Genomic DNA, 21,823 nt, shown 5'->3' with positions numbered 1-21,823 from the left:
AAGTAGGCATTTTAAACATGCACGGAGACGATAAGTGAAGCAACAGTTTAGATTCGCTTCCATTGCCCTGTTATCGGCGTTGACCGTAGGTTGTGCGAGTATGTCTGCAGGAAGCCTGTTCAGTCATTACAGCGCACAAAACAAAGCGATCTACCAAGCCGTTAAATCTGGAGATTATTCAGAGGCTCAGCAAGAGCTACCAGATTACGCGGCAGGCGACATCCTTGATAACTTTGAAAGAGGCAGAATTAATCTGCTGGATCAAAAATACCCTGAGAGTAAGGCTTCGTTTGAAGTGGCTGATCAGGCGGTTACTGAGCAGCAACGCAAAGCCGTGATCTCAATCTCAGACAGTGCAACCAGTGTGGGTGCGTTGGCTGTGAATGACAATATTACCGAGTATGTGCCAGCCGATTACGAGTTGGGCTTTCTTCATCTGTATCTCGGTTTAAATTACCTCAAGAAAAACGATTTAGAAGGTGCGGTGATCGAAATGCGTCGCGCCAACCAAGTTCAAGAACAAGCGAAGAAGCAACGCGAGGCTGAGTTAGACAAAGCAGCCAGCGATGCGAAGAAGCAAGGCTTGTCTGCCAATGTGGGTAGCATCCTTGCCAATTACCCTGATGCGGGTAAGAAACTGCAGTCAGTACAGAATGCGTATCTGATGTTCTTGTCTGGTCTGCTTTATGAAGCGTCAAATGATTTAAACAGCGCCTACGTTGACTATCGTCGTGCTTTGGCTGTGATGCCAGATAACCAAGAAATCATCGATAGAACCATGGCAACAGCCGCTCGTTTAGGGATGCGACAAGATTTAGCAACATTAGAAAAACGCTATAAGCAATCTTCTAAACTTAGTGCAGGTGAAGGGCGAGTGATTGTTCTTCAAGAGCAGAGCGCTGTGCAAGCTATGGACAGTTGGCGACTGGATTTGCCTGTTTATGACAGTCGCGATCAGGGGGCAATATACTCTCTTGCGCTGCCATATTACCCAAGTCAAAACGTAGAGCGTTTTTCTGCCTTGCGAATCAGCGGACAGCCGCTACAAGAACATTTGATCACTGATGTAAACGCGATGGCGCAGAACGATCTATCGGAACGTATGACAAGCATTGTTATTCGCCAAGCGCTACGTGTAGTCGCGAAAGATCGCATTCGAAAAGAAGCAACCAAAGGCGATGATGTCGGTAATATTCTGTTCAACGTGTGGAACACACTGACAGAGCAACCAGACACTCGCAGTTGGCAATCATTACCTGCAGAGATTAAGAGCAGTACGTTTGTAGCAAATAGCGGTCAATATACGTTGGAAGCGGGCGCTAAAACGTACGACTTTGATATTCGAGAAGGGCAGACCACCTTGGTGTGGATTTCTCGACAAGGAAACAATGCAACAATGTGGCATAAACAGCTAGGGAGGCTGTAATGAAAAAGTGGTTAGTGAGCTTAGCAGCGGTTATGGCTCTGGCTGGTTGTGCTGATAATACAGCTGGCGTAAGGGTCGATAGTCTGACTCAGAACGTTTTCTTTGGTGACAAGGTATTGGGCAGCCGTTTACAGGTTGAAGATATTCGCACCGATCTGGTCGACGGTCATACGCGAGGAATCGTTCGTTTAAACAGTAACTATAAAGGCGATCAACATATTCTTTATCGTTTTTACTGGTACGACGATGCCGGGCTTGAGGTCAACCTTAAACAAGGTCCTTGGAAGCAAGCGATTGTTCGTGGTTTTGAAAGTATTTCGTTGTCGGAAGTGTCGGTAAACCCGAAAGCGACTCAGTTCAGAGTCCAGTTCCGAGAGCAGTAAGTTAGATTAAACGGGTCTCATGATTCGTAAATACAAGAATTTAAGAGTGTGGGTAACCCCGCTCAGTGATAAGTTGAGGAAACAAAATGAAAAAGAGTGTCATTGCGCTACTAGGTTTAGCGGTTATTTTAGGCGGTTGTTCAAACAAGGTAAGCTACGGTGATGCACAAGCAGTAGAAACCACGACAATCGATTTCGGTTCAACTGACCTTCAAACGATTGCGGGTGAAATGGTCGATAGCATGATGGAGTCTGGTTCTGTGTCTTACATTACTCGTGAACAGCGTCCAATCGTGTTTGTAGAGCGAATCAAGAACAAAACAAGTGAGCACATCGATACTGAGTCAATCACTGACACTATCAGTACTAAGATGCTGAACTCTGGTAAGTTCCGTTTCGTTGATATGGACCGTGTAGAGTCTGTTCGTGACCAATTGAACTTCCAAAACAACGATGAGCTTGTAAACCAAAGTTCAGCGATTCAATTCGGTAAAATGGTTGGTGCTCAGTACATGCTGTACGGCAACCTATCAAGCATCGTTAAGAAAGCGGGTAGCGATGAAGACGTATACTACAAAATGACGATGCGTCTAATGGATCTTGAGTCTGGCTTGATTGAATGGGCTGACGAGACTGAAATCCGTAAGCAACAATCTAAGAGCCTACTAGGCCTTTAATTTCGCTTACTTGCCAACTATGCGCAGCCGGATTTGACAATGTCTAGTATTGGCGGCGCTTAATCTTGACAGCGTATAGCTTGGTCACACGCCAATGCAGTGCATGATGTGCTGTTTATGAAGAGACACTGGCTTTTGGTCAGTGTCTTTTTTGTAGGGAATGAAGACGTTTATAGGGCAGTTAAGACGTTTATAGGGAGTAAATATGGCAATTTTTTCTTGGTCTGAGGCTAAGCTTCTTGATACCAGTTTGAGTTCGCTTGACGGTTACTTTTCTGAGCCTCCAGTTAGAGCACAGACATTAACAGGCGGTTTGACCAATCGATGTTGGAAGTTGGTCGATGCCGATGGTACTGCGTATGTTTGGCGGCCAACCACACCTATCACCAAAGCGTTCTTCATTTCTCGCCATGAAGAGTACCAAGTGCTGTCTGCCATTGAGCGACTCGGTATCGGGCCAAGCCCAATGGTAGTGAATGAGCAGGGGTTACTGGTTGAGTGGATTGCGGGTGAGACACTTTACGAAGATCTAGAACTCGATGACCTGTTGAAAACGCTGATCTCTGTTCATCTGGTTAATACTGCGCGATTACCACTGCAACCATTCAGTTTCACGGCGCGAGTCGACCATTACTGGCTGCAGCTTGATGCGATTCATAAGACTGAAGCCTGCACTAAGATTTATCAAGAGTGGCGCGTGGCTCCGAGTATTACCAATGTTGACCTGTCTTTGTGCCATTTTGACTTAGGTGGTTATAACCTAGTGAGAAACAGTGACTGCATTAAGATTATTGATTGGGAATACGCTGCGCTCGCAGACCCTAGGCTCGATTTAACATTAACCATTGCGGTTGCTGGCGCGCCAGTCACAGAAGCGGTTGAGAAGTACTGTCAGCTGCGAGGAATCCATGATGTTCAGCCTTGGCTTGATGGTGTAGAAGCATGGTTACCAAGAAGCCAGATGATGGCGATGCTATGGTATTTACTTGCTCATCAGCTTTGGGGCGATGAAAGTTATCTGCGTGAAGCGGAGGCTCTGAGTCACACTTTATGTAGCTAGGATCACGTTTAGGAAGTGAAAAATATAATTTCTCAGCTGTTACCTTTAAAACCTTGTTTTTCGTGTTAGATTGATCAAAACGTACCAATATTCAACGGGGGAGGTACAATGATTATCTATCTACATGGCTTCGACTCAACAAGCCCGGGCAATCACGAAAAAATACTGCAGTTGCAATTCATTGATGATGACGTTCGTTTCATCAACTACAGTACTTTGCATCCAAAACACGATATGCAGCATCTGCTAAAAGAAGTGCATAAGGTGATAGAGCAATCCGATGATCCGCATCCCATTATTTGTGGTGTAGGTTTAGGTGGTTTTTGGTCTGAGCGTATTGGTTTCTTATGTGGGATTAAGCAGGTGGTGTTCAACCCTAATCTGCACCCTGAGAACAACATGGTAGGTCGAATTGACCGTCCAGAAGAGTACGAAGACATCGCAACTAAATGTGTTGCTCAGTACCGTATGAAAAACAAAGGACGCTGTTTAGTGGTGCTTTCTCGTGAAGATGAAATTCACGACAATACCAAAACAGCTGCCGCGCTAGAAGATTACTATGATGTAATCTGGGATGAGAAAGAGAGTCATAAATTCAAAAAGATCTCTCAACATCTTCAAGCAATGAAAGCGTTCAAAAACGCTTAATCAATCCAGATGTTTTATAAAAGCAGTGCTCAATGAGTGCTGCTTTTTCACATCTGAATCTTAGAGATTGGTATTGATAAAGTAGTTGTATATGTTTTATCGGTCGGTTTGTGCATTTATAGATCAGTTTGCGCAAACGTTAACTAATTAGTCGCGAATCCTCATTGAGGGTAAGGATTTTTTTGTTGCGGTCATCTTTTTGCTATATATAATGTTCCCAAGCAAAATATTTTGACAAATATCAAAAAAAATTGAGAGCGAGTGAAAAAACTTGCCCATAATTTGTGTTCTGCCTCTCAGGTAGTCACCTTTTATATCCACGTGAGCAAAGCAACAAACCATTATTTGTTGTTTGTAACCCCTCTAACTACTCGGTGAGCTGTCGTTATTCTTTTTCGCGGTAACCCAATTTGTAACAGCCTTCGCATTCAAGGCCGAGTAGATACATAGAATTTATCGGTTGGAGTAATCGAGCCGAACCCCATTTATTCATTTTGTAGAGGATTGTCATTGTGACAAAAATTATCGTAGTAGGCGGCGGTGCTGGTGGTTTAGAACTAGCCACTAAACTAGGCCGCACTTTAGGTCGTAAGAAACGTGCCCAGATTACTCTGGTAGACCGTAAAGCAAGCCACCTATGGAAACCATTACTTCATGAAGTAGCAACGGGCTCACTGGATGAAGGTGTTGATGCATTAAGCTACCGTGCGCACGCAAAAAACCATTACTTCGATTTCCAAATGGGCAGCCTGAACGACATCGATCGTGAGCGTAAAGTGATTGCACTAAGCGAGCTTACAGACGAGCACGGTGAACTGCTGATGCCAAGCCGTGAACTTGAATACGATATTCTAGTGATGGCGCTAGGCTCAACGTCAAACGACTTCAACACTCCAGGCGTTCGTGACAACTGTATTTTCCTTGATAGCCCAGAGCAAGCACACCGTTTCCGTACAGAAATGAACAATCAGTTCTTAAAGCTTCACGCTAAGAACGGTCAAGGCACGGTAGACATCGCGATTGTTGGTGCTGGTGCAACTGGTGTAGAGCTTTCTGCAGAGCTACACAACGCCGTTAAAGAACTTCGTACTTACGGCTTCGGCGACCTAGATTCAAGCAAGCTGAACGTAAACCTAGTTGAAGCGGGTGAGCGTATTCTTCCAGCTCTACCTCCTCGTATTTCAAGTGCAGCACACTCTGAGCTAACCAAGCTTGGTGTGAACGTTCGTACGAATACGATGGTGACTCAGGCGGATTCTGACGGCCTAACAACCAAAGATGGTGACAAGATCCCAGCTCAAATCATGGTATGGGCAGCAGGTATCAAAGCACCAGATTTCATGAAAGATATCGGTGGTCTTGAAACCAACCGTATCAACCAGTTGGTTGTGAAGAACACGCTGCAAACAACACTGGATGACAACATCTTTGCAATCGGTGACTTGGCGCAATGTACACAAGCAGACGGTTCATTCGTTCCGCCACGTGCACAAGCGGCTCACCAAATGGCAAGCTGTGCATTCAGCAACATCATTGCTAAGTTGAACGGTCGTGACCTGAAAGACTACATCTACAAAGACAAAGGCTCGCTAGTTTCACTTAGCCGTTTCTCTACGGTAGGTAGTTTGATGGGTAACCTGACGAAAGGCTCGATGATGGTCGAAGGTCGTATTGCTCGTGTGGTTTACATCTCTTTGTACCGCATGCACCAGATGGCGCTTCACGGCTTAATCAAAACATCACTGATGATGCTGGTTGGTCGTATTAACCGTGTACTTCGTCCAAACCTAAAGCTTCACTAATCAGGTAAGCCTTCTCAGAGCATTACGCTGATAATAAAAAAGAGCTCTTCGGAGCTCTTTTTTGATCGTGTCGATTATGGATTATCGCAGGTGTTGAACTCATTTCTGCTGTTAAGACGTTGGAGGTAGCACAGAATAAACCACGCCATCTTTCGGCTTACCGTTAAACAGAAATCGATTCTGGGCAATGGTTTCTCGCTCAGCGCCACACTTCTCGATCAACTTTTGGCTAGGTAGGTTCTCGGTATCGCAGACAATCTCCAAACGCGTTAACTTGAGTTGCGCGAAACAAAATTCAAATAGGGCGAACATCGCTTCTTTGGCGATCCCTCTCCTTTGAAAGTCATCACCGACCCAATAACCTAAACTCGCCATATTAAAGGTGTGGTAAAGCTCATTAATGGCAACCATACCGACTAACTTATCGCTTTTTCGTTCAAAGATGCCAAAGCCAAACGCATCGGCTTTCACCCAGTTCAGGCGAGTTGCCAGAATAAATTTCTCGGCCTCGACGATAGAAAACTCTTTATGACACCAGTCGACCCATGGCAGCAAGCTAGGGGAGGACTTAACCAGCTGAGAAAATTCTTGAGCATCTGAGGCCTCAATGATTTTAAGGCTAAGATTTTGTGTGTTGATCTGAAATTCAGGGCTCATAGAGCGTACCAAGTAACGTGTAAGTACTGAGCAAAGAAAGTCAGTACAGAATAAAGATAGATAGCACTTAATAAAACGCCCTCACTAGGAGGGCGGATTGAATTATTTATATAATTATAGCCGAATCGGCAAGTAATTTACTGCGCTACACGTCTAACTTGAATCACCATTCCAAGAAGTGGGTGGTCAAGGTAGTGAGTTTCTGTACTGCGCATACGACGTTTTTGGTCCATGCGGTAGCTCTTAAGGAACTCTTGGACTTCAACCGTCGGAGAAATCTCAGTTAGGTTGCCCACTTGGACGTTGCTTTCTGCGCCACTTACTGGTGAATCTAGCTCGATTTGTTGCTCTTGTAGAGTCACTTCACGAACGCTTGGCGCTTTTAAATCTAATGTCGTTTCAGCGTATAGGTAGTGCTGAACGTAGATTTGCAGCTTGCCGTCTAATTCGTAGAGTGGCTTATCAATGGTCTCTTCTTGGACCCCATCAGCGCTGCCTGCAGTGATTGCGCCTTTTTCAGAGCCATCAGCATTAAATTGTTTAGAGAAATCTTTACCTGCTTGAATGTGGAAAACAGGTGCCGAGCTCTTACCTTGGTCGCCTTGACGCCAAGCGGTATGCATCAGAACTTCAAAGCCAGCGTGTTTACGTAGCTTGTCTTTTTGAGGCGTTAACTTATATTCCGAGTAAGGAAGCATTTGAACGCCTTTCTTTGCTCGGTATTGGGTATCTTGAAATGAACCAACACGCTCAAGTGAAATCTTAGGCTGTGTATTTGGCCAAGATTCGTTCACCTTCTCTGCATCAACAGCGCGCTTAAAAATGATCACTTCTATATCAAATTGTCTCTGCGCCAAACTTGGCAGTGAGACGAACAATAGTAGCAGTGGGATCAGTCTTTTCATTTTTACTCCGTCTTCCAGCCGAACTACCGGCTGGATAATTTATATGTGCAAGTGGATTGGGTCTTATGCTGAAGGCAGCAAGTTTTGTCTGAATTCGCCCAATAAATCACTAACAAATTGAATTCGTTTCCGTCTGTCGACCAATGGTATCGTAAACTTGAACTTTGTTGGTCCTTCCATTGAAAACTTTTGCGGTTGAGATTGCAACAGTTTAACAAGGTAGGTCGGGTTTATGTCAGCATCCGGGTAGAATTCTAAGAATCCACCCTTATCGTGGGCTTCAATTTTCTTCGCTTTGATAGACGCTGCGGCTAATTTTAGCTCAGAAACTGATAACAAGTTCTTGGTTGCATCAGGCAGAAGGCCGAAGCGATCAATCAGCTCGACTTTCAACTCTGCCAATTCGTCGGAGTAACTCACACTCGCAATACGCTTATAGGTAGACAAACGTGTATTGATGTCTGGGATGTAGTCATCTGGTAATAGTGCTGGCAAACGCATCTCAATTTCAGTTTGTTCACGCAGTAGGTCATCAAGCGATGGCTCTCGACCTTCCTTCAATGCTTCAACCGCTTGTTCAAGCATCTCCATGTACAAGGTGAAACCAACTGACTGGATTTGACCACTCTGTTCATCACCTAACAGCTCACCCGCACCACGAATCTCTAAATCGTGAGTTGCTAAGGTAAAGCCTGCGCCCAAGTCTTCGAGCGAAGCAATCGCATCCAATCGCTTGATCGCATCTTTGGTCATTGCTTTAGGGTGTGGCGTTAACAAGTAAGCATAAGCTTGGTGGTGCGAACGACCTACACGACCACGTAATTGGTGCAGCTGTGCTAAACCAAGGTTATCGGCTCTGTCCATCAAGATGGTATTTGCCGTTGGTACGTCGATACCGGTTTCAATGATGGTTGTACACACCAGTAAGTTGAAGCGCTGGTGGTAGAAGTCATTCATGATGCGTTCCAGTTCGCGCTCTCGCATCTGGCCATGAGCTACAGTCACGCGCGCCTCTGGAATCAGCTTTTGCAATGACTCTGCTGTTTTCTCAATCGTGTCGACTTGGTTGTGTAGGAAGTAAACCTGGCCACCACGCATGATTTCACGCAGCACCGCTTCTCTGACGATGGCATCATCACTCTCGCGAACGAAGGTTTTAATTGCCAAGCGTCGTGCGGGTGGTGTAGCGATGATCGAAAGGTCACGCATGCCACTCATTGCCATGTTCAGCGTTCGCGGGATCGGTGTCGCAGTAAGCGTTAGAATATCGACATCGGCACGCATCGCTTTCACTTTCTCTTTCTGACGCACACCAAATCGGTGTTCTTCATCGACAACCAGCAAGCCAAGGTCTTTAAACTTAATATCACTCGAAAGTAGCTTGTGAGTACCCACTAAGATATCGACCTTACCGTCGGCGACATCTTGCATGATCAACTTCTGCTCTTTAGCTGATTTGAATCGGGATAGAACCTCAACACGAATCGGCAAGTTGGCGAAACGGTCACGGAAGTTCTCGAAGTGTTGCTGAGCAAGTAGGGTAGTAGGAACTAACACCGCCACTTGTTTACTGTTATCCGTACAAACGAATGCTGCGCGCATTGCGACTTCTGTTTTACCAAAACCAACATCACCACACACTAAGCGGTCCATGGCTTTTGCTTGGCACATGTCAGACATCACCGCATTGATGGCCATTGCTTGGTCATCCGTTTCTTCAAACGGGAAGCCAGACTTGAAGGTCGCGTATTGGCCACGGTCGAGTACAAACTTGTAGCCAGGTTTTAGTTCACGTTTAGCGTAAACATCAAGCAGTTCGGCTGCAACGTCACGGACTTTCTCTGCGGCGCGCTTACGAGCTTTCTGCCATGCTTCGCCACCGAGTTTATGCAGTGGTGCAGAATCTTCAGCGCCGCCAGAGTAGCGCCCGATTAAGTTCAGAGAAGCAACAGGTACGTAGAGCTTGGCATCATTTTGATACTCAAGCGTTACGTATTCTGTTTTCATACCACCCGCTTCAAGTGTTTGCAGGCCGATGTAACGACCAATACCGTGGTCAATATGAACAACAGGTTGACCCGGTTTAAGTTCGGCTAAGTGACGAATTACAGTGTCGCTGTTAACGCTTTTCTTGTCTTTCTTACGACGTTGTACAACGCGATCACCTAACAGGTCGCTTTCACAGACAAGGGCGATGTTTTGCTCTTCGTGGATAAAGCCATGCTCAGCAGAACCTAGGATCAGGGTGAACTTATCTTTACCTTTAATCGCCGCATCGAGGTTTTCAACTTCGCTTGGTCGTACTTTAATACCACGAAGCAGTTCACTCAGCGCTTCACGACGACCTTCTGACTCAACTGAAAAGACGACTTTGCCTTCGAAGGCTTCAGTGAACTTTCTTAGGTTTGCGAGTGGCTCTTTATTCTGATGCTGAACACTGAGATCAGGAAGAGACACAACCGGAAGGTTGGTACGTCCAGCTTTCTCTTCAATTGAATCTAAGCTCAGGTTAACTTGTGGCTTCTGTTTGAAGTGAGCGAACAGCTCGTCTTTCTTCAACCACAGTTGTTCAGGCGTCAGCAGTGGCCGTAATGGGTCAACACCGCGCTGTTCGTATCGATGAGCAACGTCCGTTAGGAATGAGTCTACTGCAGTCTCGACATCACCTAGAATCAGCAGTTGCGCTTCATCGGCAACGTAATCAAACAAGGTTTCTGTGTGATCGAAGAACAGCGGTTGCCAGTACTCGATACCAGCAGGCCAAGTACCCTTAGAAACCTGCATATAAACCGATTCTGGTTCGCGGCGCGCATCAAACTGTTGGCGCCAACGAATACGGAAATCTTCAATCGCTGTTTCCGAGGTTGGGAATTCGTGAGCAGGCAGCAGGCGGATCTCAGAGATGTCTTCGATAGAACGCTGGTTTTCAGGATCGAAAGTACGAATAGTGTCGATTTCGTCATCGAAAAAATCGATTCGATACGGGTCTTTACTGCCCATTGGGAACAGATCGAGAATAGAACCACGACTTGCGTATTCACCGGGGCCAAACACTTGATCAACGTAACGATAGCCTGACTTTTCAAGCTGTAGGCGCAGTTTCTCAAGCGAGTAGAGATCGCCCGTTTTCACCATTAACGTGTGTTGTAGCAAAAAGTCTCGCGGTGACTGGCGTTGCAATAACGTGCTGATCGGAACGATCGTGATGCCATCTTTTAATGTTGGCAGTGCGTAAAGGCGTGCGATACGATCTGAGATGATCTCTTGGTGCGGCGAGAAGCTATCGTATGGCAGCGTTTCCCAGTCAGGGAATAATGCGACTTCATGTGCCGTAAACTGTTCAATTTCAGATTGAAGCTTAAGCGCCACTTGTGGGTCGGGTACAGCCAAGACGGTATGGCTGTTGTGTTGCTCTGCGAGTTTGGCAATGGCAAGAGCGAGAGACGAACCGACTAGGTTACCGATGTGCTTTTTGTCACCGGCACCTTTAAGTTTAGGTAGTGTAAATATGGATTTTTTGGTCATGTTAATTTACTTGTTATCTCGGTCTAGAGAGCGTTGACGCAAGAGTTTCTGTTGTTGATAAAGTGCCGCTTTAATTAGCAGGTCTTGGTCGGTATCGCGAAGATGAGCGTATTTAAATTTGATTTCGAAACCTGAGTCTTTCGCCTCGCTAGCAAATACTTCTGCGTAGCAATAAATGGCTGCAGCTGGGTGCTCTAGAAAAAGTTTGGCTTTTACTAAGCGACCCGGTTCGATGTCTGCTTTTGAAAAGCAGGAAAACTGACTCGCACCAAATGAATAGGTGTGAGTGCGAAATTTCTCATCATCTTGCTGCGATAACATAAAGCTCAACAAGAGGTTTAATTTTGAGTTTTGTGCATCCAATAAACTGGTGACATTCTTCAAGTCGCTGTTTTTCAGTTCCGCTCGAGCGCTGTCAGCTAACAGATCCAATTGGCTAAATTCACTTGCCACCACAAATGGTGCTGGGATCTCAGATTCGAATTGAATTTGAGAAGGTAAAGTGAAGCCGCTGTCCATTGGTTCAATATTAGCGGTAAGGCTATGGTGAACGGTGAAAAACTCTTGTTCTGTCATGCGTTAGTTCCTTGAAGTGATCTATTGATTATCGCTATGTGGCCGCAGTAATCAAGGTCAGTTAATTGAAAGTCTCAAATAGTTGTTTGAAATTTGGCTATTTGACAAGGTTCTGTTTTTCAAGCCTAACTAATTGAGTTAATTCACTCTATATTTTCAGTTAACCCCTACACAGTAACAGCAATACCCGTTACATTAACCCGCATCCCCTTTAGATGGTTCAAAGTATGTTTCATCCTATTTCGTTGTTTGTTGGCCTACGCTATTTGAAAGGCCGTTCAGGTGATCGCTTTAGCCGTTTTGTTTCTTATATGTCGACGGCAGGTATCACCATTGGTGTGCTGTCTTTGGTTACTGTTTTATCGGTAATGAATGGATTCGAAGCGCAGTTAAAAGACCGAATTCTTGGAGTTCTTCCTCAAGCGGTGGTTTATGAGCAAGGTGGCACCACTTCTCTTTTTGCCCAAGCGCCTAATTTTGCAGAGCAAATCTCGCTTAATGGTCACGTTGAACCGATTGTCCGCAGTGAGGCGGTGATTCAGAGTCCGGCTCAGTTATCTGCGGGGCTATTAATCGGTATTGAACCTAATTCAGATGACCCTCTTCAAAACCACTTGATTGCGGGCAGATTGTCTTCACTTCAAGCTGGGCAATATCAGCTATTTCTTGGTCACACCTTGGCGAGAAATTTGAAGGTATCTATGGGTGACAAAGTTCGCCTGATGGTGACCAGCGCGAGCCAGTACACCCCGTTAGGTCGTATTCCAAGCCAACGAAATTTCACCGTTGCCGGTATTTTCAATACAGGTTCTGATATCGACGCTCAACTGATGGTGACAGACATCCAAGACGCTGGGCGTTTGATGCGTTATAAATCAGACACTATTTCAGGCTGGCGACTATTTTTTGAAGACCCGTTTGAAGTCGCAGAGTTATCAACTCAGCCATTACCGGAAGGTTGGTTGTGGAGCGACTGGCGAGACCAACGAGGTGAGCTATTCCAAGCCGTTCGTATGGAAAAAAACATGATGGGTTTAATGCTTGGGCTTATCATCGGTGTTGCTGCTTTCAATATTATCTCAGCACTTATCATGGTGGTGATGGAGAAGCAGTCTGAAGTCGCGATTCTTAAGACCCAAGGCATGACTGATGGTCAAGTCATGGGGATCTTCATGGTTCAAGGCGCAAGTAGTGGCGTGATTGGTGCGCTCTCTGGTGGTGTGTTAGGCGTTGCTCTAGCGATGAACCTTAATACTATTTTAGAGGCGATGGGCGTTGCTCTATTCTCGTTTGGTGGACAGTTACCAATTTTGATTAACCCAATTCAAATCGCTGTTGTTGTGGTTCTGGCTATTGCACTTAGCCTGATTGCCACTGTATTCCCTTCTTATCGTGCATCGTCTGTGAAACCTGCTGAGGCCCTTCGTTATGAGTAATTTTCTTCAATGTAATGATATCCGTAAAACGTACCGTGAAGGCTCGTTAGATACTGAGGTGCTCAAGGGAGTCAGCTTTGACATCGAAAAGGGTGAGCTAGTAGCAATCATCGGTACCTCTGGCTCGGGCAAAAGTACCTTACTGCATATCTTAGGCGCATTAGACGATGCTTCTGCGGGCAGTGTGAGTTTTCTTGGTCAAGATTTAGCATCTTTGAGTTCGAATAAGCAGGCGAAGCTTCGCAACCAGCATCTTGGCTTTGTGTATCAGTTCCATCATCTTCTATCTGACTTTTCAGCTTTAGAAAACGTGGCGATGCCGTTATTGATTGGCGGCGAAAAGCCCGCTAAAGCAAAGCAAGAAGCACAACGTTTGTTGGACAAAGTTGGATTGAGTCACCGCGTGGACCACCGACCTTCAAAGCTTTCTGGTGGCGAGAGGCAACGTGTGGCGATTGCTCGTGCATTGGTGAATAAGCCTGCGCTAGTGTTGGCGGATGAACCAACCGGTAACCTTGACCATAACACCGCACTGTCTATTTACGACTTAATGCGTGAACTGAACCGTGAATACGATACTGCCTTTTTGGTCGTGACTCACGATGGTGAACTTGCCGGTAAGATGGATCGCCAACTTCACATGCAAGATGGTTTACTGGTCAACGTAGAAAAAGAGGAGAGCTAAGTGTTTTCCTCTTTATCTCTATTGATAGGCGGCCGATTTAGCCGTGCGAAACAACGAGACAAGATGGTGTCGTTCATCTCATTGTCTTCGACCATTGGTATTGCGGTTGGTGTCGCGGTGATCATTATCGGCTTATCTGCGATGAATGGCTTTGAGCGAGAGCTTCAATCACGAGTACTTTCTGTCATTCCTCATGGTGAATTTGAAGGCGTGAATGAGCCTGTGACTCGTTGGGAGCACGTGATTGAGGAGTCGGTTAAGCACGATAAAGTCGTTGCTGCTGCGCCTTATGTAAAAATTACAGCGCTTGCTGAAAAGGGCAAAGAGCTCAAAGCAATTGAAGTTCGCGGTGTTGATCCACAACTTGAACAACAGGTATCAAGTCTATCGAGTTTTATCGATAAACAAGCTTGGAGCGAGTTTAAGGCAGGACAACAACAGATCATTCTGGGCTCTGGTGTAGCGAATGTGTTGGGTGCGAAAGTGGGTGATTACCTGACTTTGATGATTCCAACGGTAAACGGTTCTGTGAAGGTTCAGGCGCCAAAGCGTGTTCGAGTGAAAGTGGTTGGCTTGCTGACGCTTAATGGCCAGATTGACCACAGCTTGGCTCTGATTCCGATTGGTGATGCTCAGGTCTACGCCAACTTAGGTGAGGCGGTAACTGGAGTCTCTTTAAAAGTGACCGATGTGCTGAACGCGAACTCTATTGTGCGTGAAGTGGGCAATCAGCTTGATGTGTATGTGTATCTACGAAGCTGGCAGCAGAAGTTTGGTTTCTTGTATCGAGATATCCAACTCGTTCGTACCATCATGTATCTGGTGATGGTACTGGTTATTGGTGTGGCTTGTTTCAATATTGTCTCGACGCTAATGATGGCAGTAAAAGACAGAGCATCAGAGATCGCGATTTTAAGAACCATGGGTGCATCAGACGGCCTTGTGAAGCGCATCTTTGTTTGGCAGGGCGTATTCTCAGGCGTGTTAGGCAGTTTAGTGGGCAGTGCAATAGGTGTGCTAGTCGCTCTTAATCTCACGACACTAATCAAAGGACTTGAAAAGTTGGTCGATCACCAGTTCTTGTCCGGTGATATCTATTTTGTCGACTTCTTGCCATCACAACTTGATATGACGGATGTTGTTGTGGTTTCCGGCACTGCGATTGTGCTGAGTTTACTGGCGACATGGTACCCAGCATCACGCGCGGCGAAGTTGAATCCAGCCTCAGTGCTGAGTTCTAAATAGCATTCGCCTAAATAACAGGCCGTCAGTTTTCAGTCGATACAAAAAAGGATCCCAGTGGGATCCTTTTTTATTGAATTCAATTCGTGTTCTTTACGACTTTCGTTACATGCCAATCTTGCAGAGGTAAGTAGCTCATCCGATTTTAACTTGTGTACGTTTTAAGTGAAGCGCATACAAGGTTAGATTGAATAACAAGAAATGGCGTTCAGTGCCTTGCTTGTCGCTTCTTCCAACTTCTTACTACTGAGTAGCGCCATAAACCGCGAATACCAAAGTAGCCAATCATTGCTGAAACCACGCCACAAATCAGACAACCCAATAAGAACGGAGGCCCTATAGTGCTCATTTGCGCCAAGATGAAGTCCCAAGACAATTCGAAATGGAAGGCTTGCGGTGGCACATGCATAACAAACGCCCCGACTTTATAAGCAAAGTAGAAGAGAACAGGCATGGTAACCGGGTTACTGATCCAAACAAGTGCGACAGCTAAAGGCAGGTTAACGCCACATGCGACAGCAAGGCCTGCAGACATAATCATTTGACTTGGTAGAGGGACAAACGCCATGAATAACCCAACAGCAAACGCGCCAGCCGCAGAGCGACGATTAAGGCACCATAAGTTGGGGTTGTACAAAACATTGCCAAAAACTTTCAATGCTTTCTGACGCTTGATTAGATCATGGTCAGGCATAAATCGTTTGATAAACTTTCTTGGCATAGGAGGAAGCTACTCTCTTGTTTAACACTTGGTTCTTGATTTCATTTGCTGCGACAGTTGTGTCTGCCAGCTTCTGGCCTGTGATGCCACATTGGGTTTGGGCACCATTGATGCTGTTGTTACTGCTAGCACCAACAAAGTATAGCGTTTTCCGGAGTGCAAGAGGTCCAGTAACAGCATTGATACTAGTTATCTGCCTAGGGAATGCGATTGAAATACAAACGAGTCGCTTATTCCAATCAGGGCAGAATACTACCATAAATGCGTCGGTTGTTAGCCTTTTTAGTGAAAATAGCCACGGTTTTGAAAGCGTAATAGTAGTCAGATCAATTGGCGGCGAAAAATTAATCTTTCCTCAATTGATAAAATTGCGTTTGTTTACTCCTTTCAAGCTAACGCTTGGAGATGATGTCTATTTATCGGCCTCAATAAAGCCGATATGGGGCAAACTCAACGAAGCCGGCTTTGACCGAGAAAAGTACTTGTTTAGTGCTGGCGTGGTTGCCAATGCAACTTACAGAGCAGATACCAAGTACCGAATTCATTCTAGCACCAACTTACGCGCCCAATGGTTTGAAGCCAGCCTTGAAAGGTTAAGTCTGCTGGCAAATCAAGATCTCATTATCGCTTTGAGTTTTGGATATCGAGACCTTATTCCGCCTCAGCGGTGGGATATGCTTAAAAGCAGTGGCCTGATTCACTTGATGGCTATTTCGGGGCTGCATATTGGGATTGCCTTTGGTATCGGCTATCAGATTGGCAAGATATTAAGGTTACTTTCCCCTTCATTTCTTTGGTTACCTACAATATTCGGGCTCGGCTTGGCGTATTTCTATAGTTGGTTTGCTGGATTCACGCTGCCAACTTTGAGAGCTTTGGTGATGTGCGTTATCGCGAGTTATTTCTTGTGGCGTGGGCAAAATATCAGTTTGCTTCGGTATGTTACTTTAAGTGTGTGCGTGGTTCTGCTGATTTGGCCGTTTTCAGCTTTGTCGAGCAGTTTTTGGTTGTCCTTTGGTGCATTGGGCGCTGTTTTCTATATCGCCTGTAATACTCAGCGCTCAGCTTCAAGCTTTACATTTATCGACCACGCACTCCAACTTATTAAGCTTCAACTGATGCTGACATTCCTTATCGCGCCTTCCTCGATGTTGTTTTTCAAAGGAGTCAGTTTAGTCTCTGTTTTCTACAACTTGTTCCTTTTACCTTGGGTATCGATGGTGACGATCCCGCTGTTGTTTCTGGCAATGTTTCTAAGCTTAATATCGGAGTCAGTGTCTGGCGTGGTTGGTATAACAGCGCTAGACAATGATTTGGTCAGTCAGCTGTGGAAGTTAGTCGACTTATCGCTTGAGCCTCTCGTATTTAGTCTTCCTTTCTCTGAGCGATTTTGGATCCAAGTCGATAATCAGACGATTGCATTATCAGTATTCCTTATCTTGTTTTTGAGCTTTGTTAGTCGGTATTTCAAGCGAACATTATCGATATTGGTAACTGCAGTGTTTGTGCTGTGGTGGGAGTTCAGCAAACCCCAGCAAGACAAACTAACTATTGATATCTTGGATGTTGGGCATGGGTTGTCTTTGGTCTTGGAAAAGAACAATCAGATTGTTGTTTATGATCTTGGCAATGCGTGGCCAGGAGGCTCGGTTGTTGAGTCTTTGTTGATTCCTACTTTGAATCAGCGGGGGATTTATGAATTAGAAGGCGTGATTGTGAGTCATTTCGATTCTGACCATGCTGGTGGTTATCCGGCATTACTTGAGAACTATACGCCAAAGTGGATAAGAACCAGTCAGAACATTATTCAAGAACGCCAATCTATCACTCAAGCCCCGTCTAATATTCAAACATGTACTATTGGAGAGGTTTGGAACTGGCAAGATGTTGTTTTTGAGGTGTTGTGGCCGCCTAAGCAAGTAAAGAGGGCGTATAACCCACATTCGTGTGTGGTCAAGATCTCAGATCATAGTGCTGATTTCTCAATGTTGCTCACTGGTGATATTGAACTGGTAAGTGAGTGGTTACTTGCTCGTGAAGGAGAACAGCTAAGGAGTGATGTTATGTTGGTTCCGCATCATGGCAGCGATTCGTCATCGATTAAGTCGTTTATTGAGGCGGTGTCTCCTCAGCTGGCGATAGCTTCTCTTGCCAAAGGCAACCAGTGGGGAATGCCGAGTGAGTTTGTTATTGAACGTTATCAGGAAGCGGGGAGTACTTGGCTAGATACTGGAGAAAGCGGACAAATAACCATCACTCTTAGCAAAGAAGGTTGGCAATATCATGCGATTAGAGAACAACAAGGCGGGCAGTGGTATAGGCAGATGCTCCGTAAGGGAGTAGAATAGATAGATTATTGTGAGAAAATTAAGCGATTCTATGTCAACACAAACAGATGAAACTACCTGGGTCACATTTAAAAGACTTTGGACTTATATTCGATTATATAAGGCCGGCCTAGGTGTTGCGGTAATTGCGCTTATTATAAATGCCGTTTCTGATACCTATATGATTTCCTTACTAAAGCCGTTACTTGATGAAGGCTTTGGTAATGCTGAATCTGACTTTTTACGTACACTTCCACTTATTATCTTTGCCATGATGTTCGTTCGTGGCGTCAGTGGCTTTGTTTCAACCTATTGCTTGAGTTGGGTCTCTGGCAATGTGGTGATGGAAATTCGTCGTAAGATTTTCAGCCATTTCATGCACATGCCTGTTTCTTTCTTCGATAAAGAACAGACAGGCGCATTGCTATCTCGAATTACTTACGATTCAGAGCAAGTGTCTGCAGCAACCAGTAAAGCGTTAGTCAGTATTGTCCGTGAAGGTGCAAGTATTATAGGCTTGTTGACGCTGATGTTCTGGAATAGTTGGCAGTTATCTTTGGTGTTATTTGCTGTAGCGCCTTTGGTTGCGTGGGCGATCAGTATCGTATCGAAGCGATTCAGAAAGATCTCTAAGAACATGCAAACTAGCATGGGTCACGTTGCTTCTTCAGCTGAACAAATGCTGAAAGGGCATAAAGTGGTTCTAACTTACGGTGGTCAAGATCTAGAAAAACACCGCTTTGATAAAGTTAGTAACCAAATGCGCCAACAAAGCATGAAGTTAATCACTGCTCAAGCGGCCGCTAACCCGATTATTCAAATGATCGCATCAGTTGCGATTGTTGTTGTTCTATTCCTTGCTAGTGTCGATTCTATTAAAGCCGAGCTTACTGCTGGTACGTTTACCGTTGTCTTCTCTGCAATGTTTGGTCTATTACGTCCGCTAAAGGCGTTAACTAACGTAACGTCTGAATTCCAACGTGGTATGGCTGCGAGTACGACTCTATTTGGCTTGATGGATCTAGATACCGAGCAAAACAAAGGGACGTTGAAACCTGAAACTGTAATGGGTGAAGTGGCTGTTAAAGATGTCACGTTTACTTATGACGGTGCAGAGAAACCAGCACTTGATAAGATCAGCTTCAATATACCGAAAGGTAAAACGGTTGCGCTTGTTGGGCGATCTGGCTCGGGTAAGAGTACCATTGCTAACCTATTCACTCGTTTTTATGACGTAGACTCTGGTTCAATTGAGCTTGATGGCCACGACATTCGTGATTACGAATTGAGAAATCTGCGTGAGCACTTTGCGCTCGTTTCTCAAAATGTACATCTGTTTAACGATACGGTGGCTAACAACATCGCTTACGCAGCAGAAGAACAGTATTCACGTGAACAGATCGAATACGCGGCTAAGCTTGCTCATGCAAGTGAGTTTATCGAAGGCATGGAAAATGGCATCGATACCGTTGTTGGTGAAAATGGCGCAAGCCTTTCTGGTGGTCAAAGACAACGTATTGCGATTGCACGTGCTTTATTAAGAGATGCGCCTGTGCTGATTCTTGATGAGGCGACGTCTGCACTGGATACTGAGTCAGAGAGAGCGATTCAATCTGCACTAGAAGAACTGCAGAAAGACAAAACAGTATTAGTTATCGCACACCGACTCTCTACGATCGAGCAAGCTGATGAGATTCTAGTGGTTGATGATGGTCATATTGTAGAAAGGGGCGCACATGCTGAGCTAATCGCGCATGATGGTGCTTATGCACAATTACACCGAATTCAGTTCAGCGGATAAATTAGGTTTTGTTGTGATCGAAAAGATTTGGTTTAACAATCACCCGTTGAAATATCTTCTCTGGCCGCTGTTGTGGCCACTGAGTCTGCTGTTCAAATTGATTAGTGGTCAACGTCGTGATGCTTACCTCTCTGGGAAGAAAGAGACCTACCGCCCGCCTTTACCTGTTATTGTTGTGGGCAATATTACCGCTGGTGGAAATGGTAAAACCCCGGTTGTGATTTGGTTAGTAGAAATGCTTCAGGCTCACGGCTTTAAACCCGGAGTCGTATCTCGAGGCTACGGTGCAAAAGCACCAAGCTATCCGTTGGTGTTGGATGAAAATACCCCAGCTGAGCATTCGGGTGATGAACCTCGCTTGATTCGTAAGCGAACTGGTGCGCCAGTCGCAGTCGACCCTGTGCGAGCTAACGCAGTGAAAGCATTGCTGAGCAAAGGCGTTGATGTGATTATCACTGACGATGGCCTTCAGCATTACGCGCTTGAACGCGACATTGAATTTGCAGTTATCGACGGCGCAAGACGCTTTGGTAGTGAGAGTTTGATTCCTTTAGGTCCATTACGAGAGCCGGTTTCTCGTTTAGATGAAGTCGACTTTTTGGTAAACAATGGCGGTAAAGCGCACGGTCGAGAGTTCTCGATGTCTTTGCTTCCAAGCCAAGCAGTTAACCTAAAGACTGGTCAGAAAAGGTCTGTGGCAAAATTACACAAGCTGGTGGCTTTTGCCGGTATTGGCCACCCACCGCGCTTTTTTAAAACATTGGAAGATCTTGATGGTGATGTGGTTTTCACACAGGGCTTCTCCGACCATCAAGATTTTGATAAAGATGAACTTCATGCCTTAGCTAATAAAGGTATGAATCTGATTATGACAGAAAAAGACGCTGTAAAATGCGAAGAATATGCGCAAGATAACTGGTGGTATCTTCCAGTTTCTGCGCAGTTTGATGAAGATTCGCAACAGCAAATTTTAAAAAGAATAAAAGAGGTTATGGAATACTATGGATCACCGTCTACTTGAGATCGTTGCTTGCCCTGTATGTAAAGGTAAACTAACTTTTGACAAGGATAAGCAAGAGCTTGTTTGTAAAATTGATCGCCTTGCTTACCCAATTAAAGAGGGTATTCCTGTTCTTTTAGAACCTGAAGCTCGCACCGTTTCTATGGATGAGGGTAAGTAATGTCTTATACGGTTGTTATACCTGCAAGATACCAATCGAGCCGTTTACCAGGGAAGCCACTTGCTGACATTGGTGGAAAGCCGATGATTCAATGGGTATACGAACAGTCAATGAAAGCGGGTGCCGATAACGTTATTATCGCTACCGACGACGCTCGAGTTGAAAAAGCGGCTAAAGCATTTGGCGCGACCGTTTGTATGACATCACCGAATCACGAATCGGGCACTGAACGCCTAGCTGAAGTGATTGAAGTTATGAATATTCCTGATGATCATATTATCGTGAATGTTCAAGGTGATGAGCCACTTATCCCACCTTCAATCATTAATCAGGTTGCCAACAATCTTGCTAACAGTACAGCCCCGATGGCAACGTTAGGTGTGGAAATTACTCATGCTGATGAAGTGTTTAACCCTAATGCCGTTAAAGTTGTAACCGATAAAGACGGTTACGCCTTGTATTTTAGCCGAGCAACCATCCCTTGGGATCGCGATGCTTACGCGAACAACGGTACTGCAGCGGAATCTCCTTTGCTTCGTCATATTGGTATCTATGCTTACCGAGCGGGTTTTATCAATACCTACATTAATTGGGAACCAAGCACTCTTGAACGTATTGAGTGCCTAGAGCAATTACGAGTACTTTGGTACGGTGAAAAAATCCACGTAGACGTTGCGGCGGAAGCACCGGCTGCTGGTGTTGATACGCCTGAAGACCTAGAAGCGGTTCGAGCTATTATTGGCTAAGCTTCTTTGAGCGAGTTCTTCTTTG

General features: G+C 45.2%; 19 protein-coding genes. 14 read left to right on the top strand and 5 right to left on the bottom strand.

What is annotated here, in order from left to right:
• Nucleotides 1-34 precede the first annotated feature (34 nt).
• The 6 genes from AB4503_RS13400 to AB4503_RS13375 all read left to right on the top strand — a co-directional run bounded on the left by AB4503_RS13400 (nt 35) and on the right by AB4503_RS13375 (nt 5,996).
• On the top strand, nt 35-1,426 hold the full coding sequence (locus tag AB4503_RS13400; RefSeq protein WP_017065296.1) for a COG3014 family protein: 1,392 nt from the start codon (nt 35-37) through the stop codon (nt 1,424-1,426).
• Complete coding sequence (locus AB4503_RS13395) at nt 1,426-1,809, top strand: YcfL family protein (RefSeq protein ID WP_017060222.1); 384 nt, start codon at nt 1,426-1,428, stop codon at nt 1,807-1,809. The genes AB4503_RS13400 and AB4503_RS13395 overlap by 1 nt, the downstream gene beginning before the upstream one ends.
• A gap of 86 nt (nt 1,810-1,895) precedes the next feature.
• Nucleotides 1,896-2,486, top strand: a complete 591-nt coding sequence (lpoB, locus tag AB4503_RS13390; RefSeq protein ID WP_372115031.1) for a penicillin-binding protein activator LpoB — start codon at nt 1,896-1,898, stop codon at nt 2,484-2,486.
• 205 nt (nt 2,487-2,691) lie between these two features.
• The gene (locus tag AB4503_RS13385; protein ID WP_017060224.1) at nt 2,692-3,546 is read left to right on the top strand and encodes a phosphotransferase; all 855 of its coding nucleotides are present in this window, start codon (nt 2,692-2,694) and stop codon (nt 3,544-3,546) included.
• Nucleotides 3,547-3,654: 108 nt separating this feature from the next.
• Entirely contained in the window at nt 3,655-4,194 is a 540-nt protein-coding gene (ycfP, locus tag AB4503_RS13380; protein ID WP_009847155.1) for an alpha/beta hydrolase YcfP, read from the top strand.
• Nucleotides 4,195-4,706: 512 nt separating this feature from the next.
• On the top strand, nt 4,707-5,996 hold the full coding sequence (locus AB4503_RS13375; protein ID WP_009847154.1) for an NAD(P)/FAD-dependent oxidoreductase: 1,290 nt from the start codon (nt 4,707-4,709) through the stop codon (nt 5,994-5,996).
• A 111-nt stretch (nt 5,997-6,107) separates the two neighbouring features.
• Here AB4503_RS13375 and AB4503_RS13370 read toward each other — a convergent pair whose 3' ends face one another.
• The 4 genes from AB4503_RS13370 to AB4503_RS13355 all read right to left on the bottom strand — a co-directional run bounded on the left by AB4503_RS13370 (nt 6,108) and on the right by AB4503_RS13355 (nt 11,659).
• Nucleotides 6,108-6,653 (bottom strand): GNAT family N-acetyltransferase, encoded by a 546-nt coding sequence (locus AB4503_RS13370; protein ID WP_017060225.1) that lies wholly within the window; start codon nt 6,651-6,653, stop codon nt 6,108-6,110.
• 137 nt (nt 6,654-6,790) lie between these two features.
• Nucleotides 6,791-7,558, bottom strand: a complete 768-nt coding sequence (locus AB4503_RS13365) for a peptidoglycan binding protein CsiV (RefSeq protein WP_372115029.1) — start codon at nt 7,556-7,558, stop codon at nt 6,791-6,793.
• Nucleotides 7,559-7,621: 63 nt separating this feature from the next.
• Nucleotides 7,622-11,083 (bottom strand): transcription-repair coupling factor, encoded by a 3,462-nt coding sequence (gene mfd, locus AB4503_RS13360; protein ID WP_372115026.1) that lies wholly within the window; start codon nt 11,081-11,083, stop codon nt 7,622-7,624.
• 6 nt (nt 11,084-11,089) lie between these two features.
• Complete coding sequence (locus tag AB4503_RS13355) at nt 11,090-11,659, bottom strand: hypothetical protein (RefSeq protein ID WP_017065300.1); 570 nt, start codon at nt 11,657-11,659, stop codon at nt 11,090-11,092.
• Nucleotides 11,660-11,886: 227 nt separating this feature from the next.
• Between AB4503_RS13355 and lolC the strand changes: the two genes are divergently transcribed.
• From lolC to lolE, 3 genes are read left to right on the top strand one after another with little or no spacing between them, the layout of a single operon-like run.
• Nucleotides 11,887-13,095 carry a lipoprotein-releasing ABC transporter permease subunit LolC gene (gene lolC / locus AB4503_RS13350; protein ID WP_372099811.1) on the top strand — a complete coding sequence of 403 codons (1,209 nt, stop codon included), beginning with the start codon at nt 11,887-11,889 and terminating at the stop codon, nt 13,093-13,095.
• The gene (gene lolD, locus AB4503_RS13345; RefSeq protein ID WP_372115023.1) at nt 13,088-13,780 is read left to right on the top strand and encodes a lipoprotein-releasing ABC transporter ATP-binding protein LolD; all 693 of its coding nucleotides are present in this window, start codon (nt 13,088-13,090) and stop codon (nt 13,778-13,780) included. Before lolC ends, lolD begins: the two co-directional genes overlap by 8 nt.
• Complete coding sequence (gene lolE, locus AB4503_RS13340; RefSeq protein WP_017072111.1) at nt 13,781-15,025, top strand: lipoprotein-releasing ABC transporter permease subunit LolE; 1,245 nt, start codon at nt 13,781-13,783, stop codon at nt 15,023-15,025.
• A gap of 205 nt (nt 15,026-15,230) precedes the next feature.
• On the opposite strand, the gene AB4503_RS13335 is transcribed toward lolE, so the two are convergent.
• Nucleotides 15,231-15,743, bottom strand: a complete 513-nt coding sequence (locus AB4503_RS13335) for a DUF2062 domain-containing protein (RefSeq protein WP_017060232.1) — start codon at nt 15,741-15,743, stop codon at nt 15,231-15,233.
• A gap of 17 nt (nt 15,744-15,760) precedes the next feature.
• On the opposite strand from AB4503_RS13335, the gene AB4503_RS13330 reads away from it, so the two are divergent.
• From AB4503_RS13330 to kdsB, 5 genes are read left to right on the top strand one after another with little or no spacing between them, the layout of a single operon-like run.
• A complete protein-coding gene (locus AB4503_RS13330) occupies nt 15,761-18,091 on the top strand; it encodes a DNA internalization-related competence protein ComEC/Rec2 (protein ID WP_017066776.1) in 2,331 nt (776 codons plus the stop codon).
• Between the two features lie 31 nt (nt 18,092-18,122).
• A complete protein-coding gene (gene msbA, locus AB4503_RS13325) occupies nt 18,123-19,871 on the top strand; it encodes a lipid A ABC transporter ATP-binding protein/permease MsbA (protein WP_017060234.1) in 1,749 nt (582 codons plus the stop codon).
• A gap of 13 nt (nt 19,872-19,884) precedes the next feature.
• The gene (gene lpxK, locus AB4503_RS13320) at nt 19,885-20,892 is read left to right on the top strand and encodes a tetraacyldisaccharide 4'-kinase (protein WP_029235839.1); all 1,008 of its coding nucleotides are present in this window, start codon (nt 19,885-19,887) and stop codon (nt 20,890-20,892) included.
• On the top strand, nt 20,873-21,052 hold the full coding sequence (locus AB4503_RS13315) for a Trm112 family protein (RefSeq protein WP_004736429.1): 180 nt from the start codon (nt 20,873-20,875) through the stop codon (nt 21,050-21,052). The genes lpxK and AB4503_RS13315 overlap by 20 nt, the downstream gene beginning before the upstream one ends.
• Nucleotides 21,052-21,798, top strand: coding sequence for a 3-deoxy-manno-octulosonate cytidylyltransferase (gene kdsB, locus AB4503_RS13310; RefSeq protein ID WP_017060236.1), 747 nt, complete (start codon nt 21,052-21,054; stop codon nt 21,796-21,798). The genes AB4503_RS13315 and kdsB overlap by 1 nt, the downstream gene beginning before the upstream one ends.
• Nucleotides 21,799-21,823: the final 25 nt, after the last annotated feature.

The organism is Vibrio sp. 10N.222.55.B11 (genome assembly GCF_041473705.1).
Taxonomy (GTDB): domain Bacteria; phylum Pseudomonadota; class Gammaproteobacteria; order Enterobacterales; family Vibrionaceae; genus Vibrio; species Vibrio crassostreae_C.
The sequence above is the reverse complement of the archived record's forward strand: the minus strand, read 5'-3'. Positions and strand labels throughout refer to the sequence as shown.